The organism is Escherichia sp. HH41S (assembly GCF_009820115.1).
Classification (GTDB): Bacteria; Pseudomonadota; Gammaproteobacteria; order Enterobacterales; family Enterobacteriaceae; genus Escherichia; species Escherichia coli_F.
The window spans coordinates 105857-126248 of sequence record NZ_VNXE01000007.1 but is presented as its reverse complement, the minus strand read 5'-3'; the positions used below and the strand labels follow the sequence as shown (position 1 = coordinate 126248).

20 protein-coding genes are annotated in these 20392 nt (G+C 49.7%); 16 read left to right on the top strand and 4 right to left on the bottom strand.

Annotated features, from left to right (window positions below; all coding sequences use genetic code 11):
• Positions 1-180: 180 nt before the first annotated feature.
• Positions 181-1797 carry a PTS sugar transporter subunit IIB gene (locus FQZ95_RS01630; protein ID WP_000951108.1) on the top strand — a complete coding sequence of 539 codons (1617 nt, stop codon included), beginning with the start codon at positions 181-183 and terminating at the stop codon, positions 1795-1797.
• The gene (locus tag FQZ95_RS01625; RefSeq protein ID WP_032185514.1) at positions 1797-3119 is read left to right on the top strand and encodes a 6-phospho-alpha-glucosidase; all 1323 of its coding nucleotides are present in this window, start codon (positions 1797-1799) and stop codon (positions 3117-3119) included. Before FQZ95_RS01630 ends, FQZ95_RS01625 begins: the two co-directional genes overlap by 1 nt.
• Here FQZ95_RS01625 and FQZ95_RS01620 read toward each other — a convergent pair.
• Positions 3116-4009 carry a helix-turn-helix transcriptional regulator gene (locus FQZ95_RS01620; protein ID WP_001366762.1) on the bottom strand — a complete coding sequence of 298 codons (894 nt, stop codon included), beginning with the start codon at positions 4007-4009 and terminating at the stop codon, positions 3116-3118. The genes FQZ95_RS01625 and FQZ95_RS01620 overlap by 4 nt on opposite strands.
• A 166-nt stretch (positions 4010-4175) precedes the next feature.
• Between FQZ95_RS01620 and FQZ95_RS01615 the strand changes: the two genes are divergently transcribed.
• Together FQZ95_RS01615 and FQZ95_RS01610 are read left to right on the top strand one after the other, a co-directional pair.
• Positions 4176-5891, top strand: a complete 1716-nt coding sequence (locus tag FQZ95_RS01615; protein WP_001087133.1) for a solute:sodium symporter family transporter — start codon at positions 4176-4178, stop codon at positions 5889-5891.
• On the top strand, positions 5888-7381 hold the full coding sequence (locus tag FQZ95_RS01610; protein WP_160529807.1) for a sulfatase-like hydrolase/transferase: 1494 nt from the start codon (positions 5888-5890) through the stop codon (positions 7379-7381). Before FQZ95_RS01615 ends, FQZ95_RS01610 begins: the two co-directional genes overlap by 4 nt.
• Positions 7382-7427: 46 nt before the next feature.
• On the opposite strand, the gene yidI is transcribed toward FQZ95_RS01610, so the two are convergent.
• On the bottom strand, positions 7428-7877 hold the full coding sequence (yidI, locus tag FQZ95_RS01605) for a protein YidI (RefSeq protein WP_088541975.1): 450 nt from the start codon (positions 7875-7877) through the stop codon (positions 7428-7430).
• A gap of 109 nt (positions 7878-7986) precedes the next feature.
• On the opposite strand from yidI, the gene FQZ95_RS01600 reads away from it, so the two are divergent.
• From FQZ95_RS01600 to FQZ95_RS01590, 3 genes are read left to right on the top strand one after another with little or no spacing between them, the layout of a single operon-like run.
• The gene (locus FQZ95_RS01600) at positions 7987-8334 is read left to right on the top strand and encodes a YidH family protein (RefSeq protein ID WP_000703959.1); all 348 of its coding nucleotides are present in this window, start codon (positions 7987-7989) and stop codon (positions 8332-8334) included.
• Positions 8324-8686: a DUF202 domain-containing protein gene (locus FQZ95_RS01595; protein WP_001113432.1), complete on the top strand. Its 363-nt coding sequence runs from the start codon at positions 8324-8326 to the stop codon at positions 8684-8686. Before FQZ95_RS01600 ends, FQZ95_RS01595 begins: the two co-directional genes overlap by 11 nt.
• A complete protein-coding gene (locus FQZ95_RS01590) occupies positions 8683-9180 on the top strand; it encodes a radical SAM protein (RefSeq protein WP_160529806.1) in 498 nt (165 codons plus the stop codon). Before FQZ95_RS01595 ends, FQZ95_RS01590 begins: the two co-directional genes overlap by 4 nt.
• Positions 9181-9187: 7 nt before the next feature.
• On the opposite strand, the gene emrD is transcribed toward FQZ95_RS01590, so the two are convergent.
• Complete coding sequence (gene emrD, locus FQZ95_RS01585; RefSeq protein WP_024166225.1) at positions 9188-10372, bottom strand: multidrug efflux MFS transporter EmrD; 1185 nt, start codon at positions 10370-10372, stop codon at positions 9188-9190.
• A gap of 81 nt (positions 10373-10453) precedes the next feature.
• Here emrD and ysdE point away from each other — a divergent pair, with 81 nt between their 5' ends.
• Entirely contained in the window at positions 10454-10528 is a 75-nt protein-coding gene (gene ysdE, locus FQZ95_RS26235; protein WP_212736119.1) for a hypothetical protein, read from the top strand.
• 123 nt (positions 10529-10651) lie between these two features.
• On the opposite strand, the gene tisB is transcribed toward ysdE, so the two are convergent.
• Entirely contained in the window at positions 10652-10741 is a 90-nt protein-coding gene (gene tisB, locus FQZ95_RS01580; RefSeq protein ID WP_000060506.1) for a type I toxin-antitoxin system toxin TisB, read from the bottom strand.
• A gap of 563 nt (positions 10742-11304) precedes the next feature.
• Here tisB and ivbL point away from each other — a divergent pair.
• The 8 genes from ivbL to uhpC all read left to right on the top strand — a co-directional run bounded on the left by ivbL (position 11305) and on the right by uhpC (position 20298).
• Positions 11305-11403 (top strand): ilvB operon leader peptide IvbL, encoded by a 99-nt coding sequence (ivbL, locus tag FQZ95_RS01575; protein ID WP_001300753.1) that lies wholly within the window; start codon positions 11305-11307, stop codon positions 11401-11403.
• Positions 11404-11508: 105 nt separating this feature from the next.
• Positions 11509-13197 (top strand): acetolactate synthase large subunit, encoded by a 1689-nt coding sequence (gene ilvB / locus FQZ95_RS01570; protein ID WP_088541978.1) that lies wholly within the window; start codon positions 11509-11511, stop codon positions 13195-13197.
• A gap of 3 nt (positions 13198-13200) precedes the next feature.
• On the top strand, positions 13201-13491 hold the full coding sequence (gene ilvN / locus FQZ95_RS01565; protein WP_001181706.1) for an acetolactate synthase small subunit: 291 nt from the start codon (positions 13201-13203) through the stop codon (positions 13489-13491).
• 261 nt (positions 13492-13752) lie between these two features.
• A complete protein-coding gene (locus FQZ95_RS01560) occupies positions 13753-15018 on the top strand; it encodes a hypothetical protein (RefSeq protein WP_088541979.1) in 1266 nt (421 codons plus the stop codon).
• A 213-nt stretch (positions 15019-15231) separates the two neighbouring features.
• On the top strand, positions 15232-16716 hold the full coding sequence (locus tag FQZ95_RS01555) for a hypothetical protein (RefSeq protein ID WP_202384085.1): 1485 nt from the start codon (positions 15232-15234) through the stop codon (positions 16714-16716).
• Between the two features lie 160 nt (positions 16717-16876).
• Complete coding sequence (uhpA, locus tag FQZ95_RS01550; RefSeq protein ID WP_000633668.1) at positions 16877-17467, top strand: transcriptional regulator UhpA; 591 nt, start codon at positions 16877-16879, stop codon at positions 17465-17467.
• Positions 17467-18969, top strand: coding sequence for a signal transduction histidine-protein kinase/phosphatase UhpB (gene uhpB, locus FQZ95_RS01545; protein ID WP_001355057.1), 1503 nt, complete (start codon positions 17467-17469; stop codon positions 18967-18969). Before uhpA ends, uhpB begins: the two co-directional genes overlap by 1 nt.
• 9 nt (positions 18970-18978) lie before the next feature.
• Positions 18979-20298, top strand: a complete 1320-nt coding sequence (uhpC, locus tag FQZ95_RS01540) for an MFS transporter family glucose-6-phosphate receptor UhpC (protein ID WP_160529825.1) — start codon at positions 18979-18981, stop codon at positions 20296-20298.
• Positions 20299-20392 lie beyond the last annotated feature (94 nt).

Here is a 20392-nt window from a genome sequence, read left to right as displayed (position 1 = left end):
CAGATGTCTACTTTTTCGCGAAAACGTAGATCTCTACCGCTCAACGAAAAGCATGAAAGCGATCACGAATCCCACTGGGTCGTCATGTTCTGCCGATAGCATCTTCCTATCCTCGCTCCAGGCCTGCCGCATAACCAATCAGGCTTCCTACTTACAGAATTGAGAAAAGAGGATGTGGAAATGCTCAGTCAAATTCAACGCTTTGGCGGCGCGATGTTCACGCCAGTGCTGCTGTTTCCCTTCGCCGGGATTGTGGTGGGTCTTGCCATTTTGCTGCAAAACCCGATGTTTGTCGGGGAATCACTGACCGATCCGAACAGTTTGTTCGCGCAAATCGTACACATTATTGAAGAGGGCGGTTGGACGGTATTCCGTAATATGCCGCTGATTTTTGCTGTCGGTTTACCTATTGGCCTTGCTAAGCAAGCGCAGGGGCGTGCTTGTCTGGCGGTGATGGTGAGTTTCCTGACCTGGAACTATTTCATCAACGCGATGGGAATGACCTGGGGAAGCTACTTCGGCGTCGATTTCTCTCAGGACGCGGTGGCAGGTAGCGGGCTGACCATGATGGCCGGAATTAAAACCCTCGATACCAGCATTATCGGCGCAATTATCATTTCCGGCATTGTGACAGCGTTGCATAACCGTCTGTTCGATAAAAAACTGCCGGTGTTTCTCGGCATTTTCCAGGGGACGTCTTATGTGGTGATTATCGCCTTCCTGGTGATGATCCCCTGCGCCTGGCTGACTTTGCTCGGCTGGCCAAAAGTACAAATGGGAATTGAATCTCTGCAAGCGTTCCTGCGTTCGGCGGGTGCGCTTGGGGTGTGGGTTTACACCTTCCTCGAACGCATTCTGATCCCAACCGGTTTACACCACTTCATCTACGGACCGTTTATCTTTGGTCCGGCAGCTGTTGAGGGCGGCATTCAGATGTACTGGGCGCAGCATCTGCAAGAGTTCAGTCTGAGCGCCGAGCCGCTGAAATCGTTGTTCCCGGAAGGCGGTTTTGCCCTGCACGGCAACTCAAAAATCTTTGGTGCCGTGGGCATTTCTTTAGCGATGTACTTCACCGCTGCACCGGAAAATCGGGTAAAAGTGGCGGGCTTGCTGATCCCCGCAACCTTAACCGCCATGCTGGTGGGAATTACCGAACCGCTGGAATTTACCTTCCTGTTCATTTCACCGTTGCTGTTTGCGGTACATGCCGTGCTGGCAGCTTCAATGTCGACTGTGATGTATCTCTTTGGTGTGGTGGGCAACATGGGCGGTGGTCTGATAGACCAGGTTTTACCGCAAAACTGGATCCCGATGTTCAGCAACCATGCGGATATGATGCTGACCCAAATCGCCATTGGGTTGTGCTTTACCCTCTTGTACTTCGTTGTCTTCCGCACCCTGATTCTGCAATTCAACATGTGCACACCGGGGCGTGAAGATGCGGAGGTGAAGCTCTACTCGAAAGCCGAATACAAAGCCTCACGAGGTCAAACTACCGCTGCAGAGCCCAAAAAAGAGCTGGAGCAGGCTGCCGGCATCCTGCAAGCCCTGGGCGGGGTGGGCAATATCTCCAGCATCAACAATTGCGCGACGCGTCTACGTATTGCACTGCATGACATGTCACAAACGCTGGATGACGAAGTCTTTAAAAAGCTGGGAGCGCATGGCGTCTTCCGTAGTGGTGATGCCATTCAGGTGATCATTGGTTTGCATGTTTCCCAGCTGCGTGAACAGCTCGATAGCTTAATTAATTCTCATCAATTAGCAGAAAAAGTTGCCATTACGGAGGCAGTATAATGACCAAATTCTCAGTGGTTGTCGCAGGCGGTGGAAGCACCTTTACGCCAGGCATCGTGTTGATGTTATTGGCGAATCAGGATCGTTTCCCGCTTCGCGCACTGAAATTTTATGATAACGATGGCGCACGGCAGGAAGTGATTGCCGAAGCCTGTAAAGTTATTCTTAAAGAGAAAGCGCCGGACATTGAGTTTAGCTACACCACCGATCCTGAAGTGGCGTTCAGCGACGTTGATTTTGTCATGGCGCACATTCGTGTCGGCAAATATCCGATGCGCGAACTGGATGAAAAAATACCGCTGCGCCACGGCGTTGTCGGTCAGGAAACTTGCGGACCCGGCGGAATAGCGTACGGCATGCGATCTATCGGTGGCGTCCTGGAACTGGTGGATTATATGGAAAAATATTCACCAAATGCCTGGATGCTCAACTACTCCAACCCGGCAGCAATTGTGGCAGAAGCCACACGTCGTCTGCGCCCGAACGCGAAAATCCTCAACATCTGTGACATGCCAATCGGTATTGAAAGTCGGATGGCGCAAATTGTTGGGCTGCAAGATCGCAAACAGATGCGCGTGCGCTACTACGGTCTGAACCACTTTGGCTGGTGGACATCAATTGAAGATTTGCAAGGCAACGACCTGATGCCCCAGCTGCGGCAATATGTCTCTAAGCACGGTTATGTTCCACCGCAGCAAGATACACATACTGAAGCGAGCTGGAACGACACCTATGCAAAAGCGCGGGATGTCCAGGCACTGGATCCGGATACATTGCCGAACACCTATCTGAAATATTATCTCTTCCCGGATTATGTCGTTCAGCATTCCAACCCTGAACATACCCGCGCGAATGAGGTGATGGAACATCGCGAGAAACAGGTTTTCGATGCTTGCCGCGCCATTACGGCGGCAGGAAATTCAGCGGCGGGCAAGCTGGAAATTGACGAACATGCGTCATACATCGTCGATCTGGCGGCGGCAATTGCCTTCAACACTCAGGAGCGGATGTTGCTGATTGTGCCTAACAACGGGGCAATTCATAACTTTGATGATGAAGCGATGGTCGAGATCCCGTGTCTGGTCGGGCACAACGGACCAGAACCACTGGTGGTCGGCGATATCCCGCAGTTTCAGAAAGGGTTAATGAGTCAGCAAGTGGCGGTGGAAAAACTGGTCGTGGACGCCTGGGAACAGCGTTCATATCAGCACCTGTGGCAGGCGATTACCCTGTCGAAAACGGTACCGAGCGCCTCGGTCGCCAAAGCTATTCTGGATGAGTTGCTGGAGGCCAACAAAGCGTACTGGCCAGAGTTACGTTAATTGTGTGGACTGGCATCCGTTGGGTGCTGGTCCGTATTCTTCAGCACGGCTGACGGCGCATAACCAAATTTATGTTTAAAGGCTTTGCTGAAATGAAAGGAGTCGAAGAAGTTGAGCGTATCAGCGACTTCGCCAACCGAGTTCCCTTGTTGCTTTAATAGCGATAGCGCCAGATCCAGACGTGCATCGAGGTAATATTCTTTGGGCGTCTTGCCGGTATAGCGTAAAAACAGACGACGCAACCAGGCTTCGCTACAGGGGATCGTGGCAGCCATATCAGCTACGCTCCAGCGTTGTTGCAGACTGGCATGTAAAGTGGCAATTAGTTTTTCAATTTGCCGCCGTTGTGGATCTTTTTTACCGTCTGAGTACATAAGACAAATCCACTGATAAATAATTTTCGTCAGAAAAGCGACTGCCAGATTATTTTTTATTGCTTCTGGTGAAGTAATTAATTCAGCAACTTCGGTGAGTTCCTGATTATAAACTTCGCCATTATAAATAACGCTTTGCTGACCGACGGGAATATCCATCATACTGGTGGGGGTAAATTCCATCCAGTACTGTTCCCAGACTAAACCTTCACAGTGATAAGAGTGAATATCCATTGGCTTTAAAAATATAATACAGTTGCCATGCAGTGTTATTTGTTCACCATTCTTTAAAATAATTTTCCCACATCCTTGTACGGTATACACCGCAACCCATGAGTTGGCGATAAGCGGTTTCTTCTTGTCCCGCGGCCAGATCACCCGATAATGCTCGTCGGCGTAGGTATGCCAGAGCGAGATCAGAGAAATTCCGCTGGAGATCACATTTTCGTTAATCAATAAGGGAATATTGTACGGAGTTTCGTTTTTTACATCCGAACTTTGCAATTTTCCATTCATTTTAATATCCCTCCGGCGAATTATGCTCACAACCTGAACTTAACAGAAAACAATCCGTTCAGGGATACGACGTTTGTATTTTAAGAATCTGACTGCCTGACCCGACGCATTTTACCTCTCCCTATATTCATGCGTCCGGGACATAAACATAAATAAGGGCTATGAGATGAATTCGTTACAAATCTTGAGTTTTGTCGGTTTTACGCTGCTGGTGGCGGTCATCACCTGGTGGAAGGTCCGCAAAACAGATACCGGATCGCAACAAGGCTATTTTCTTGCCGGACGTTCACTAAAAGCGCCGGTTATTGCCGCTTCGTTAATGTTAACCAACCTTTCCACGGAACAACTGGTTGGACTTTCCGGGCAGGCCTACAAAAGCGGCATGTCGGTGATGGGCTGGGAAGTCACTTCTGCGGTGACGCTGATCTTCCTCGCGCTAATCTTTTTACCGCGCTATCTGAAGCGTGGCATTGCCACCATCCCCGATTTCCTGGAGGAACGTTATGATAAAACGACGCGTATTATCATCGACTTCTGCTTCCTCATTGCCACCGGTGTCTGCTTTCTGCCGATTGTTCTCTACTCCGGCGCGTTGGCGTTAAACAGCCTGTTTCACGTCGGGGAATCGTTACAAATTTCCCACGGCGCAGCGATCTGGCTACTGGTTATTTTGCTTGGCCTGGCGGGAATTTTGTATGCGGTGATCGGCGGACTGCGCGCAATGGCAGTGGCGGACTCCATCAACGGTATTGGGCTGGTTATTGGCGGGTTGATGGTGCCGATATTTGGCCTGATCGCGATGGGCAAGGGTAGCTTTATGCAGGGCATTGAGCAACTCACCACCGTTCACGCCGAGAAATTAAACTCAGTCGGTGGCCCGACCGATCCCTTGCCGATTGGCGCGGCATTTACCGGTTTGATTCTGGTGAACACCTTTTACTGGTGTACAAATCAGGGCATCGTGCAACGCACGCTGGCGTCAAAAAGCCTGGCGGAAGGGCAAAAGGGGGCGCTGTTAACGGCGGTGCTGAAAATGCTCGACCCGCTGGTACTGGTGCTGCCAGGGTTGATTGCGTTTCATCTGTATCAGGATTTACCTAAAGCCGACATGGCCTACCCGACGCTGGTCAATAACGTTCTGCCAGTGCCACTGGTGGGTTTCTTCGGCGCGGTGTTATTTGGTGCGGTGATCAGTACCTTCAACGGCTTTCTGAATAGCGCCAGTACGTTATTCAGTATGGGTATTTACCGGCGCATCATTAACCAGAATGCCGAGCCGCAACAGCTGGTCACCGTTGGGCGCAAATTTGGTTTCTTTATCGCCATCGTTTCGGTGCTGGTCGCGCCGTGGATCGCCAACGCGCCGCAGGGGCTGTATAGCTGGATGAAACAGCTCAACGGTATTTACAACGTGCCGCTGGTTACCATCATCATTATGGGCTTTTTCTTCCCGCGCATTCCGGCGCTGGCGGCAAAAGTGGCGATGGGGATTGGCATAATCAGCTACATCACCATCAACTATCTGGTGAAGTTCGACTTCCATTTCCTCTATGTGCTGGCCTGTACGTTCTGTATCAACGTGGTAGTGATGCTGGTGATCGGTTTTATCAAACCGCGCGCCACGCCGTTCACCTTCAAAGATGCGTTTGCGGTGGACATGAAACCGTGGAAAAACGTCAAGATCGCGTCAATTGGCATCTTGTTCGCTATGATTGGCGTCTATGCCGGGCTGGCTGAATTCGGCGGCTACGGTACGCGCTGGTTGGCGATACTCAGTTATTTCATCGCTGCCGTAGTGATTGTCTACCTGATTTTTGACAGCTGGCGGCATCGTCACGACCCAGCCGTAACCTTTACTCCCGACGCGAAGGATAGCCTATGAAACGCCCCAATTTTCTGTTCATCATGACCGATACCCAGGCCACCAATATGGTCGGTTGCTATAGCGGTAAGCCGCTGAATACGCAAAATATTGATAGTCTGGCGGCGGAAAGTATTCGCTTTAATTCCGCCTATACCTGTTCACCGGTTTGTACACCAGCGCGCGCCGGGCTGTTTACTGGTATCTACGCTAACCAGTCCGGCCCGTGGACCAATAACGTCGCGCCGGGCAAAAACATCTCTACGATGGGGCGCTACTTTAAGGATGCGGGCTATCACACTTGTTACATTGGTAAATGGCATCTCGACGGTCATGACTATTTCGGCACTGGCGAGTGTCCGCCGGAGTGGGACGCTGATTACTGGTTCGATGGGGCGAACTACCTTAGCGAACTGACGGAAAAAGAGATCAGCCTGTGGCGCAATGGCCTAAACAGTGTTGAGGATTTACAGGCGAACCAGATCGACGAAACCTTCACCTGGGCGCACCGCATCAGCAATCGGGCGGTAGATTTTCTGCAACAGCCCGCGCGCGCCGAGGAACCCTTCCTGATGGTGGTTTCGTATGATGAGCCGCATCACCCGTTCACCTGTCCGGTGGAGTATTTAGAGAAATACGCTGATTTTTACTACGAACTTGGCGAGAAATCACAGGATGACCTGGCGAACAAACCGGAACATCACCGCTTATGGGCGCAGGCGATGCCATCGCCAGTCGGTGATGACGGGCTTTATCACCATCCGCTCTATTTTGCCTGCAATGACTTTGTTGATGACCAAATCGGACGGGTCATCAATGCCTTAACGCCAGAGCAACGTGAAAATACGTGGGTCATTTATACCTCCGATCATGGTGAAATGATGGGCGCACATAAGCTGATCAGTAAAGGAGCGGCGATGTATGACGACATCACCCGTATTCCGCTGATCATCCGTTCGCCGCAAGGGGAGCGGCGGCAGGTCGATACGCCAGTCAGTCATATCGATTTACTGCCGACAATGATGGCGCTGGCAGATATTGAAAAACCAGAGATTCTGCCGGGGGAAAATATCCTTGCCGTGAAAGAGCCACGCGGCGTAATGGTGGAATTTAACCGCTACGAGATTGAGCATGACAGCTTTGGCGGTTTTATTCCGGTGCGTTGCTGGGTGACGGATGACTTTAAACTGGTACTCAACCTCTTCACCAGTGATGAACTTTACGATCGCCGTAATGACCTAAATGAAATGCATAATCTGATAGATGATATCCGTTTTGCCGACGTTCGCCGCAAAATGCATGACGCCTTATTGGATTACATGGACAAAATTCGCGATCCGTTCCGCAGTTACCAATGGAGTCTGCGTCCGTGGCGTAAAGATGCGCAACCGCGCTGGATGGGGGCGTTCCGTCCACGCCCACAGGATGGCTATTCGCCGGTAGTACGCGACTATGACACCGGCCTGCCAACACAAGGGGTGAAGGTGGAAGAGAAAAAACAGAAGTTTTGACGATAATGCCCGCTGATGATCACCCGGCGGGCATTATTCAGGCTGCTTAAACCAGCGAACCGCCGGTCAGGAAGGAAAAGATAAGGAATATCAGCAAAATGCTGCACACGATGCCGATACCAAAAAGCAAGGTATGGAAAGCCAGCGTCCCGCCGCCAAAAACCAGCGCGCCGCGAATGCCCCAGCGATTTTCCTTACGCATACCGCCAACAAATGCGCAAAGTAGCGCAGCAATGGCCAGTGCGATACCGCTTTGATCGAGGATTTTATCGACATCTACATCCTCTTTTTTCTCCACGGTGGTAATTTTTTCGCCTTTTATTCCGGCGAGAAGACCTCTTTTAATTTCAGCCGTTTTGTCCGCCACGATACTTTCAAGCGTTGGCGGTGGTGCGGAAAAAGGGCCGAATGAAAAGTGGATAATTCCCATCATTAAAGCGATGGCACCGAACAGTATGCCCAAGGAACTGATTTTATTTTGCGCTATGATACCCATCTGACCTCCTTGTAACGGATGGCAAAGCATATCAGGAAACGGGCGGACGAAATTCTTAAAAAAAATGACCGTTAAAGGTTAGCGTTATTGAAATTGCAAAGGAGCAACAATGAAAATTTCCCGCCTCGGAGAAGCACCTGATTATCGCTTCTCGCTGGCTAATGAGCGTACTTTTTTGGCGTGGATCCGTACTGCACTAGGATTTCTGGCGGCGGGGGTTGGGCTTGATCAACTTGCGCCAGATTTCGCCACGCCCGTCATTCGCGAACTGCTGGCGTTGTTGTTGTGTCTGTTTTCCGGCGGGTTAGCGATGTATGGCTACTTGCGCTGGTTACGCAATGAAAAAGCGATGCGTCTGAAAGAGGACCTGCCCTATACCAACAGCTTATTAATCATCAGCTTAATATTGATGGTCGTGGCGGTGATCGTTATGGGACTGGTGTTGTATGCCGGATAGCCGCAAAGCCAGACGCATTGCCGACCCAGGGCTGCAGCCGGAGCGTACATCACTGGCGTGGTTTCGTACCATGCTGGGCTACGGCGCGTTGATGGCGTTGGCTATCAAACACAACTGGCACCAGGCGGGCATGTTATTCTGGATTTCGATTGGCATCCTCGCCATCGTGGCGCTGATCCTCTGGCACTACACCCGTAATCGCAATTTAATGGATGTCACGAATAGCGATTTTTCCCAATTTCACGTAGTCCGTGACAAATTTTTGATCTCCCTCGCGGTGTTATCTCTCGCAATACTGTTTGCTGTAACGCATATACATCAACTTATCGTATTTATTGAGAGAGTCGCATGACAGGAAGTCAGGTCATTGATGCTGAAGAGGACAGGCATAAACTGGTTGTAGAGTATAAGGATGCTCTGCAACCTGCCGATTTTTATTACAATTTCAAACAGCGGGGCATCCGCTCCGTACAGCTTATTCCCCATCTTGAATTTGATGACCGGGGCGATCTGACGGCCGCTTCGGTGACAGCAGAGCTGTGGGGGAAATTTTTAATTGCCCTGTTCGAGTGTTGGGTACGGGCAGATATCAGTCGTATCTCGATTGAGCTTTTTGACGCCACCCTACAAAAATGGTGTGGCAGCGAAAACCCGCAACCGGGCCGTGGCTGGCAGGCGTGCGACTGGCATCGGCTGTGCCCGCACGCTCGGGAGGAGACGCCAGACAACGTGCTTTGTGCGGGCTATCAGGCGTTTTATTCTTACTCCGCGCCGCATATGCGGGTGATGCGTGATCTGATAAAGCAGCATCGTTCTCCCATGGAGCTGATGACGATGCTGCGGTGACGTGAGCTTAAACGGGCTGCCCCTGATGCGACATCCGCGTCGCCAGCGGTAGCCAGCACAGCACGATCAACAATCCCATTAAGGTCATCAACAACCCCAGGCTGCCCTGACCGGTTTGCGGCAACATCGCAGAGAGCGACGCAAGCACGCCGGAACCAATGTTTTGCAGACCGCCGACCAGCGCGCCAGCCGTGCCCGCCAGGAAGGGGAACGGTTCCATTGCGCCGCTGGTCGCCAGCGGAAACAGCATCCCGGCACCGAAAAAGAACAGCGCGGCAGGAACAAGCAATGTCCAGACATTCATCACGCCAAACCAGTCGGGGATCCACATCAGCAAGCCAGCCAGCAGGCAGCAGATAACCGACTGCCACATCAACGTCGGGAATCGTTTATTAGGACGCCCGGCAAACCATGCTCCAAAAAATGCCGCCGGAATCGGCAGAATAAACAAAATACTGACCGTCATACTGCTCAGCCCTAATACCGCACCCATCAGCACGCCGGAGCAGGCTTCAAAGGCGGCAATCCCGGCCAGACCGCCAATCAGCATCAGCAAATAACAGTTAAAACCGCTGTTACCGAAAAGTGTTTTATAACTGGTAAGCAGGCGCGTGCGCGGTGCATCTACCGGACGCGTTTCCGGCATCCAGCGCGCCATACTGAAGGTCACACCGGCACAAAGTACCAACAGGAAGAGATAACAGGCGCGCCAGTTCCACATCGTATCCAGCAGACCGCCGATTAACGGTGCGAGCAACGGACTGACGAGAATCCCCATATTTAACAGGCTGTTAGCATGACGCAACTGTGTCCGTTCATATAAATCACGCGGCAATGTACGCGCCATCACGCCGCCTACGCCGGTGCCCATCCCCTGCATCGCGCTGGCGGCAATCAACACCGTCAAACTGGAGGTCGTGACCGCGACCAGCGTTGCCAGCATAAAAATGGACATTCCGACGAGGATCACCGGTCGGCGACCCACACGGTCGGATATCGGGCCATAAAACAGTTGCGAGACACCGTAAGTCAGCAGATAAGCGCCCATTACGCTTTGCACCGCCCCTTCACGAACGTTGAGATCGCGCGCCATATCGGCAATAGCTGGAATATAAATGGTTTGCGCCATCTGACCGACGGCCACGAGTAATACCAACATCAATAACAAATTGACGTTTCTATGCCTTTTCATTATCACGGATGCTTTTATAAAAATAATTAGAATAAGTCACTACGCATTCCCATAAATGCGGGAGAGGAATCTATCACATTGATGAATGTTAGCCAGATATACGACAGGAATGGGGAATTGTTTAGCGGCAGAATATGTAAACAAAAGCGGCAATAAATGTTGCCGGGAGGGATGGTAGGTCGGATAAGATGCGTCAGCATCGCATCCGACACCAACCCACACGCTAAATATAAAAGGGGAGCGGTTACCCGCTCCCCTTTGGTGCGACTTGAATCTGAATTACTTCAGGTATTTCAGAACAGCATCAAGCAGTTGCAGTGCTGCAACAATGAGTTTGAGGATAAGAATGGCGATATCCACCAGGCTCATACGCGTCTCCTGTGGTTCAGGAGCACTGCCAGCTGACGTACCTTTCCGCTGCCTGTTGCCAGCTGTTGTGCACGCGGTATCTCAAGGAGAAACGTTGTGCTGTTGACATAACACAGTGTGCTCTCGCGGGGTTAAGGCGCTGACGGCACCACCCGTTTCAGCCAGGACTTAGTGCGCCGGGTAACGATGCGGCCCCCGCATAACACATTGCGTACAGTGATATTATAGAAGTATACTGTATAAATAAACAGTAATTTTTAGACAAAACGCAAACTGTGATCGATACTCAACTATGCACTAAATACGTCAAAATTCGTGCCGAAATTGCGCGTTCTGCGCGGAACACGTATACTTTCAGTGTTGACATAATACAGTGTGCTTTGCGGTTACCAGCCGCGGACGGCTGACGAAACCTCGCTCCGGCGGGGTTTTTTATTGCCTGCTTTTCAGTACAAAACGTGATCAATCCCTCAATTTTCCCTTGATGAAAAATTTTCCATTGTCTCCCCTGTAAACCTGTGCTTGTATAAATATTGTTAAACACAAAACCAACAAGGTCCCCAATGACTACTTCCATGCTCAACGCAAAACTACTACCAACTGCGCCATCCGCCGCAGTGGTCGTCGTGCGTGTGGTGGTGGTCGTCGGCAATGCGCCGTAGGGACTGGAACAACACACGATTCCAAAACCCCGCCGGCGCAAACCGGGCGGGGTTTTTCGTTTAAGCACCTCCCGGAAAGTCGGCCCAGAAGAAAAGGACTGGAGCATGGCAAGTTCGGGCACATCATCGACGCGTAAGCGCTTTACCGGCGCAGAATTTATCGTTCATTTCCTGGAACAGCAGGGCATTAAGATTGTGACGGGCATTCCGGGCGGTTCTATCCTGCCTGTTTACGACGCCTTAAGCCAAAGCACGCAAATCCGCCATATTCTGGCTCGCCATGAACAGGGCGCGGGGTTTATCGCTCAGGGAATGGCGCGCACTGACGGCAAACCGGCGGTCTGTATGGCCTGTAGCGGACCAGGTGCGACTAACCTGGTGACCGCCATTGCCGATGCGCGACTGGACTCCATCCCGCTGATTTGCATCACTGGTCAGGTTCCTGCCTCAATGATCGGCACTGATGCCTTCCAGGAAGTGGACACCTACGGCATCTCTATCCCCATCACCAAACACAACTATCTGGTCAGACATATCGAAGAACTCCCGCAGGTCATGAGCGATGCTTTCCGTATTGCGCAATCAGGCCGCCCTGGCCCGGTGTGGATAGACATTCCTAAGGATGTGCAAACGGCAGTTTTTGAGATTGAAGAACAGCCCGGTATGACAGAAAAAGCTGCCGCGCCTGCGTTTAGTGAAGAGAGTATTCGTGACGCAGCTGCAATGATTAACGCCGCCAAACGCCCGGTGCTTTATCTGGGCGGTGGTGTGATCAATGCGCCTGCGCGAGTGCGTGAACTGGCAGAGAAAGCGCAACTGCCTACCACCATGACTTTAATGGCGCTGGGCATGTTGCCAAAAGCGCATCCGTTGTCGCTGGGTATGTTGGGGATGCACGGTGTGCGCAGCACCAACTACATTTTGCAGGAGGCGGATTTGTTGATTGTGCTCGGTGCGCGTTTTGATGACCGGGCGATTGGCAAAACCGAGCAGTTCTGCCCGAATGCCAAAATTATTCATGTCGATATCGACCGCGCAGAGCTGGGCAAAATCAAGCAGCCGCACGTAGCGATTCAGGCGGATGTTGATGACGTGCTGGCGCAGCTGATCCCGCAGGTGGAAGCGCAACCGCGTGCAGAGTGGCACCAGTTGGTAGCCGATTTGCAGCGCGAATTCCCGTGTCCAATCCCGAAAGCGTGCGATCCGTTAACGCATTACGGCCTGATCAACGCTGTTGCCGCCTGTGTCGATGACAATGCGATTATCACCACCGACGTGGGTCAGCATCAGATGTGGACCGCGCAAGCCTATCCGCTCAATCGCCCGCGCCAGTGGCTGACCTCCGGCGGGCTGGGCACGATGGGCTTTGGCCTGCCTGCGGCGATTGGCGCAGCGCTGGCGAATCCGGATCGCAAAGTGTTGTGTTTCTCCGGCGACGGCAGCCTGATGATGAATATTCAGGAGATGGCGACCGCCAGCGAAAACCAACTGGATGTCAAAATCATTCTGATGAATAACGAAGCGCTGGGGCTGGTGCATCAGCAACAGAGTCTGTTCTACAAGCAGGGCGTTTTTGCCGCCACCTATCCGGGCAAAATCAACTTTATGCAGATTGCCGCCGGATTTGGCCTCGAAACCTGTGATTTAAATAACGAAGCCGACCCGCAGGCCGCGTTGCAGGAAATTATTAATCGTCCTGGGCCAGCGCTGATCCATGTGCGCATTGATGCCGAAGAAAAAGTGTACCCGATGGTGCCGCCAGGTGCGGCGAATACTGAAATGGTGGGGGAATAAGCCATGCAAAACACAACTCATGACAACGTGATTCTGGAACTCACCGTTCGCAACCATCCGGGCGTAATGACCCACGTTTGTGGTCTTTTTGCCCGTCGCGCTTTTAACGTTGAAGGCATTCTCTGCCTGCCAATTCAGGACAGCGACAAAAGCCACATCTGGCTACTGGTCAATGACGACCAGCGTCTGGAGCAGATGATCAGTCAAATCGATAAGCTGGAAGACGTAGTGAAAGTGCAGCGTAACCAGTCCGATCCGACGATGTTCAACAAGATTGCGGTGTTTTTTCAGTAAGGCGCGACATTAAACCGCTCGGGGGAGTTACTGATGAGCGATTTTTGATAGATCCGTTCAGATATATAGGGTGAAATTGTGCCAGAGACCATCTCAGGCACAATTTATTGGCCCTGACGTTAATTAGAGTCCAGCACTGGTCATTCGCGGGTTGACGGTTAGGGCTAAAATTTCCAGCGATGGCGCTAAATTCTGATTGCTGTCTATACCAGTGATCATGACTAGCATTCTATAAATTAATTGCTCATCGTGAGGTATATTATGGCAAGCCCTATAAACAATGGAACAACGATATCAAATTCCTGCTCTCCCTCTATTTTAGATAAGGAAATAAATATAGCAGATGAGCTTCATATTAAGAATTATGCAAAAAAATATTCACCAGGCAGTAATTTTGCAAAATGGATGTTACAGGAAATAAAACGCTTAATAGTAAATATCATGTCCGGTTCTCGGAACATTAACACTGATATTCTTGACTATTTCCATCCTATGCCTGGAACAGAAAATAATGGTAATCGTACCTGGATGGCGGCAACTGGAGAGAGTGAATATACCGTAATCGAACAAACAGGTGACAAATCTTTTAAGATTATACAGAAGGATGAAAATTCAAATGAACGAACCGAAATATCATATTCTGGAGTGGCTGTGGCGACTATCATCAAGTCGCTTTCTGAAAAGACTGCCGCGCTAGAGACGCACTTCGCTGATACACTTTTGAGGAAAAGTATTGTCAATTGTATTGTTATGAAAAATAAGGATGCTAAAAACGTAATTAATGCAGACATTGAGAATAATATATATGATTTATTAAAGCTGCAAATTCAAAAAGATGAAGGGTATTTACCTGTTCATGAAAGTTTTAACAGCACTGATGTTTTTTTGGAATCCATAATTATGGATGCGCATAGAACTATAAAAGAACAAAGTCAGCAAAATGGTGCTGCTAAAATAACTTGCTGCGGTGTTGAGTTAAGTAAAGACATTCTTAAAATTTTTGCAAACAAAATTGAAATAATTGAAAACGAAACAAAGAATAGTCAAAGCACACTTCAACAAATAGTTCCGCTGGTTTGCTTTAAAGATGATGAACGTTCTCAGTTAAGTAAATTATTAAAACAATCAAAGAGTAACATTACTGATGATAAGATTGATGAAATAATCGATTGCTTATCTAGTCCTCAGGGGATTTCATGTTTTTATCATGCTTGCATACAATCCTATCAAAGTTATTTAAAAGGCATAACTCCAGATGTTTTACAGGGGATGAATAAGAGTATGGAAAGATTAAGTTCGGGTAAATCAGGTTATACTTTGGTAGGAGGGGGTAAGTATGTTAATGAAATATATTTTACCAAAAAAGATTTTAGACAAAAGCTGTATGTAGCGAGTGTTAGTAATGATGGGGATGAAGTTAAGCTTGAGTGCTCTCGTTATTTTACTAAAGGTGTGATTAAAGAAGAGTCCACCGATAATTCATTTTCTTTTACATTTTCCGGTGCCGCAACAATCGCTGATTTATAATTTACCCCTGATAAAGCGCGCTTATCATAAAGGTGAGTACGTGTTCTTAATAATTTGTTTTTTGCCTGTATTTTTGAAAATGAGCGATTTTTGATAGTTAATAAGTTGTGTTGATGATGCAATTGCACTGGAAAATAGTTAAGGAAAATAACAACACCATATAATTACTATTGAAATAAATGAAGAGTAGTGGTTGGCGTAGAAATATTCATGATGCTAACTATTCATGTTTTTAACAATGTTAGAATATGCAAAATGTCATATTGTGAGGTTACTATGGTTAGTGCGACGGGTTCTATGAATTCAAGGAAAACAGAGGTTGATGATAGCCAGTTTCTTAATCAGAGTCTAAGGGATAGTATCGAAAGAAGTCTTGACGGAAATATTTCTAAATTTGATGTGATGGAACAAAGTGGTCTGCTCGGTAATTGTAGAACAAGGTCTGATAAAGCCACGTTTGGCGAAATTTTTCGTAGTTTGCTATTATATATTTTAGATTCTTTTAATATCTATCGACATGATGTTAGTGATAAATTAGTCCGTTATTTTCATGTTACCCCTGAATCGGTGAATGTTGATAAAAAAACATGGGTTGCTACCACGGGTATAAATAGTCAAATAAAAATTGAGCAGACCGGCAGTAATGCATTTAGAGTCACTGAGATGTGTCGTGAGAACAATGGTAATAGCAACCAGTTGAAAAATAAAACCAGGGTAAGGATTTTTAGTGGTCGAAATGTGGAAGAGTTTATACAGTTACTTTCACAACACGATAAATTGGAAAGAGAACAATTCTCAGAATTAACAATTGCTGCAAATGCTCTTAAGAAAGAACTGGTTAGTAATTATATAACAGGTAATAATGTATATAAAACTCAAGCTGAATCCCCATTAACAAATGCTTTGCAAAAACAAACTCAATTAATTCCAGATGATTTTCTTTATCAATCGGCCATAACAAAACTGTCTGTTAATAAAGGTGAGTTTGGCTCACTTCTTGGTGATGCAAAAAGGCAAGTGGGAGAGGGGAGTTCACATATTTCATGTTGTGGGGTGAAAATTAACCGTACTATACATGAGTTACTGAAGGAGAAAACCTCGGCTTTGGCTGAGCGTAAAGATGCCCATAAAATTAATCTCGATGAGCTTTTCAATGACATTAAATTTACGCCAGAGCAATGTGATTTGGTAAGAGAATCTCTAGAGGATGAACATGTTGATAAAGCAAAAATAGCGAGTATTGTTTCTTGTCTCTCTAGTGTTTCAGGGATTGGTAATCTGTATTATGCTTGTTCACAGGCATTTCATGTGGCCCATGACGGAAAGGATATTAATGTATCTCAGGCAGGAAGTTCTCTTTATAGCATAATATCTGATAATCCTATTTTTTGTGCGTTGGGGGGGAGGATGAATTTGCTTTTTGCTGACTTTTCAGAGTATGCATTCAAACAAACTTATCATGTTGTAAAAGCAGTCGTAAATGAAGCTAAAAGCGATTTTGATATTGCAAATTTCATCTATACCACATCCGGTGAGTTACCAGAAAAAGACACGTATAAAAAAGACACTAATTATGAGTATTCCGTTGAATCTTATAGCTCTGCAGATTTTGAAGATAATTACTGGATGCCAGAAAAGTATAACGATATTATAACGAAAAATTTCTCAGGTAATATTACAATTGCAATCATCAAATAATTAGCTTTTTCTAAATCATACACGCTAAACGCTTACCTTTCAGGTAAGCGTTTTTGCGATAAGCGCAACATTAATCAGTCAATACATACCCATATCCAACTTGAACAACATCGCGCTTATCGTTAAGGTATGCGCGTTTTTTATCCGCCAGGACCCAATCATGATCACCGTTGCCCTTATAGACGATCACCTTATCGTCCGCTCCGGCTTTGCGCAGCTGCTGGGGCTGGAACCTGATTTGCAGGTAGTTGCCGAGTTTGGTTCGGGGCGCGAGGCACTGGCGGGGCTGCCGGGGCGCGGTGTGCAGGTGTGTATTTGCGATATCTCCATGCCCGATATCTCCGGTCTGGAGCTGCTAAGCCAGCTGCCGAAAGGTATGGCGACAATTATGCTCTCCGTTCATGACAGTCCGGCACTGGTTGAGCAGGCACTTAACGCGGGGGCGCGCGGCTTTCTCTCCAAACGCTGTAGCCCGGATGAACTGATTGCTGCGGTGCATACGGTTGCTACGGGGGGATGTTATTTGACACCGGATATTGCCATTAAACTGGCATCCGGTCGCCAGGACCCGCTGACCAAACGTGAACGCCAGGTGGCGGAAAAACTGGCGCAAGGAATGGCGGTGAAAGAGATTGCCGCCGAACTGGGCTTGTCGCCGAAAACGGTACACGTCCATCGCGCCAACCTGATGGAAAAACTGGGCGTCAGTAACGACGTAGAACTGGCGCGCCGCATGTTTGATGGCTGGTGATGAAGACGTTGTTCTCCCGCTTAATTACTGTTATTGCCTGCTTTTTTATCTTCTCTGCCGCGTGGTTTTGCCTGTGGAGTATCAGCCTGCATCTGGTTGAGCGCCCTGATATGGCGGTGCTGTTATTTCCGTTTGGTCTTCGACTTGGGCTAATGTTGCAATGCCCACGCGGATACTGGCCAGTGCTGCTGGGCGCGGAATGGCTGCTGATTTATTGGTTAATGCAGGCGGTTGGTTTAAGCCATTTCTCCTTATTGATGATCGGTAGTTTGCTGACGTTACTGCCCGTGGCGCTGATCTCACGCTATCGCCATCAACGCGACTGGCGCACCCTGCTGTTACAGGGGGCAGCGCTGACGGCGGCGGCGTTGTTGCAGTCGTTGCCCTGGCTTTGGTACGGCAAAGAGTCGTGGAATGCGCTGCTGTTAACTTTAACTGGCGGCCTGACGCTGGCCCCGATATGTCTGGTGTTCTGGCACTATCTCGCCAATAACACCTGGCTGCCGCTCGGTCCGTCATTGGTTTCTCAACCGATCAATTGGCGCGGGCGGCATCTGGTCTGGTACTTGCTGCTGTTTGTTATCAGTCTCTGGCTCCAGTTGGGATTGCCGGATGAACTGTCGCGCTTTACGCCATTCTGCCTGGCGCTGCCGATTATCGCGCTGGCATGGCACTACGGCTGGCAAGGGGCGCTGATTGCGACGTTGATGAACGCCATCGCGCTGATCGCCAGTCAAACCTGGCGTGACCATCCGGTCGATTTATTGCTCTCACTGCTGGTGCAAAGTCTGACAGGGTTGTTACTTGGCGCTGGCATCCAGCGCTTGCGTGAACTTAACCAGTCGCTGCAAAAGGAACTGGCGCGCAATCAGCATCTGGCTGAACGTTTGCTGGAAACCGAAGAGAGTGTGCGTCGTGATGTGGCGCGTGAATTACACGATGATATCGGTCAGACCATCACCGCCATTCGTACGCAAGCGGGCATTGTCCAGCGGCTCGCGGCGGATAACGCCCGCGTGAAACAGAGCGGGCAGCTCATCGAACAGTTATCCCTGGGCGTTTACGACGCGGTGCGCCGCTTGTTAGGGCGGTTACGTCCGCGCCAGCTGGATGATCTCACTCTGGAGCAGGCCATCCGCTCACTGATGCGGGAAATGGAGCTGGAAGGTCGCGGCATTGTCAGTCATCTCGAATGGCGAATCGATGAATCAGCGTTAAGCGAAAACCAGCGCGTGACGCTGTTTCGCGTTTGCCAGGAAGGGTTGAACAACATTGTGAAACATGCCGATGCCAGTGCGGTCACGTTGCAAGGCTGGCAGCAGGACGAACGGTTGATGCTGGTGATTGAAGACGATGGTAGCGGTTTACCGCCGGGTTCCGGGCAACACGGTTTTGGCCTCACCGGAATGCGCGAGCGAGTAACGGCGCTGGGTGGCACCTTGACCATCTCCTGTTTGCACGGCACGCGTGTCAGTGTTTCTCTACCTCAACGTTATGTCTAAGGCTTGATGATGTTGCCGTTTCTGATAGCGCCAGCTGACGCGCCGTTGATTAGCGATAAACAAGAAATTGATGCCCGTTACCGTTACTGGCGTCGGCATATTCTGCTGACCATCTGGCTGGGTTACGCACTGTTTTACTTTACGCGTAAAAGTTTTAACGCCGCCGTACCAGAAATTCTTGCCAACGGTGTGCTCAGCCGTAGCGATATCGGCCTGTTAGCGACTCTGTTTTACATTACCTACGGCGTGTCGAAGTTTGTCTCCGGCATTGTCAGCGACCGCTCAAATGCCCGGTATTTTATGGGGATTGGGCTTATCGCTACGGGCATTATCAACATTCTGTTTGGTTTCTCGACGTCGCTGTGGGCGTTTGCCATGCTATGGGGGCTGAACGCCTTTTTCCAGGGCTGGGGTTCACCGGTGTGTGCGCGTCTGTTAACCACCTGGTATTCACGTACTGAGCGCGGGGGTTGGTGGGCATTATGGAACACGGCGCATAACGTCGGCGGTGCACTCATTCCCATTGTGATGGCAGCGAGCGCGCTGCATTACGGCTGGCGTGCCGGGATGATGATTGCCGGTTGTATGGCGATAGTCGTGGGGATTATTCTCTGCTGGCGGCTGCGCGATCGCCCGCAGGCGTTAGGTTTACCAGCGGTCGGCGAATGGCGACACGACGCGCTGGAAATCGCTCAACAACAAGAAGGGGCAGGGCTGACACGTAAAGAGATCCTCACCAAATATGTGTTGCTGAATCCGTATATCTGGCTGCTTTCGTTTTGCTATGTGCTGGTCTATGTGGTCCGGGCGGCGATCAACGACTGGGGCAATTTGTATATGTCCGAGACGCTGGGCGTCGATCTGGTCACGGCGAATACGGCAGTGACAATGTTTGAACTGGGCGGATTTATCGGTGCGCTGGTAGCGGGTTGGGGCTCGGACAAACTCTTTAACGGCAACCGCGGGCCGATGAATTTAATTTTCGCCGCCGGGATTTTGCTGTCCGTCGGCTCGCTGTGGCTGATGCCATTTGCCAGCTACGTGATGCAGGCAAGCTGCTTCTTCACCATTGGTTTTTTTGTCTTTGGCCCGCAGATGTTAATCGGCATGGCGGCAGCAGAGTGTTCCCACAAGGAGGCGGCAGGGGCGGCAACGGGGTTTGTCGGCTTGTTTGCTTATCTGGGGGCGTCGCTTGCTGGTTGGCCGCTGGCGAAAGTACTCGATACCTGGCACTGGAGCGGATTTTTTGTGGTTATCGCCATTGCCGCCGGGATTTCCGCACTGCTGTTACTGCCCTTTTTGAATGCCCAGACACCGCGCGAAGCGTGATGCATCTCACTTTTTCACTTCATATCCGGCAAAACTAAGAAATTTTCCAGGTTTTGCCTGGACGCTATCTCAGGCCTGATTTGCTGCTGATTTT

Bases quoted from the DNA above. Each gene is read 5' to 3' on its own strand.
- FQZ95_RS01610 (WP_160529807.1), top strand. From the start codon at position 5,888: ATGAAACGCCCCAATTTTCTGTTCATCATGACCGATACCCAGGCCACC.
- uhpC (WP_160529825.1), top strand. From the start codon at position 18,979: ATGTTGCCGTTTCTGATAGCGCCAGCTGACGCGCCGTTGATTAGCGAT.
- FQZ95_RS01620 (WP_001366762.1), bottom strand. From the start codon at position 4,009: ATGAATGGAAAATTGCAAAGTTCGGATGTAAAAAACGAAACTCCGTAC.
- ivbL (WP_001300753.1), top strand. From the start codon at position 11,305: ATGACTACTTCCATGCTCAACGCAAAACTACTACCAACTGCGCCATCC.
- FQZ95_RS01625 (WP_032185514.1), top strand. From the start codon at position 1,797: ATGACCAAATTCTCAGTGGTTGTCGCAGGCGGTGGAAGCACCTTTACG.
- FQZ95_RS01595 (WP_001113432.1), top strand. From the start codon at position 8,324: ATGCCGGATAGCCGCAAAGCCAGACGCATTGCCGACCCAGGGCTGCAG.
- ilvB (WP_088541978.1), top strand. From the start codon at position 11,509: ATGGCAAGTTCGGGCACATCATCGACGCGTAAGCGCTTTACCGGCGCA.
- uhpB (WP_001355057.1), top strand. From the start codon at position 17,467: ATGAAGACGTTGTTCTCCCGCTTAATTACTGTTATTGCCTGCTTTTTT.
- tisB (WP_000060506.1), bottom strand. From the start codon at position 10,741: ATGAGCCTGGTGGATATCGCCATTCTTATCCTCAAACTCATTGTTGCA.
- FQZ95_RS01630 (WP_000951108.1), top strand. From the start codon at position 181: ATGCTCAGTCAAATTCAACGCTTTGGCGGCGCGATGTTCACGCCAGTG.
- yidI (WP_088541975.1), bottom strand. From the start codon at position 7,877: ATGGGTATCATAGCGCAAAATAAAATCAGTTCCTTGGGCATACTGTTC.
- FQZ95_RS01590 (WP_160529806.1), top strand. From the start codon at position 8,683: ATGACAGGAAGTCAGGTCATTGATGCTGAAGAGGACAGGCATAAACTG.
- FQZ95_RS01560 (WP_088541979.1), top strand. From the start codon at position 13,753: ATGGCAAGCCCTATAAACAATGGAACAACGATATCAAATTCCTGCTCT.
- emrD (WP_024166225.1), bottom strand. From the start codon at position 10,372: ATGAAAAGGCATAGAAACGTCAATTTGTTATTGATGTTGGTATTACTC.
- FQZ95_RS01600 (WP_000703959.1), top strand. From the start codon at position 7,987: ATGAAAATTTCCCGCCTCGGAGAAGCACCTGATTATCGCTTCTCGCTG.
- FQZ95_RS01555 (WP_202384085.1), top strand. From the start codon at position 15,232: ATGCTAACTATTCATGTTTTTAACAATGTTAGAATATGCAAAATGTCA.
- ilvN (WP_001181706.1), top strand. From the start codon at position 13,201: ATGCAAAACACAACTCATGACAACGTGATTCTGGAACTCACCGTTCGC.
- FQZ95_RS01615 (WP_001087133.1), top strand. From the start codon at position 4,176: ATGAATTCGTTACAAATCTTGAGTTTTGTCGGTTTTACGCTGCTGGTG.
- uhpA (WP_000633668.1), top strand. From the start codon at position 16,877: ATGATCACCGTTGCCCTTATAGACGATCACCTTATCGTCCGCTCCGGC.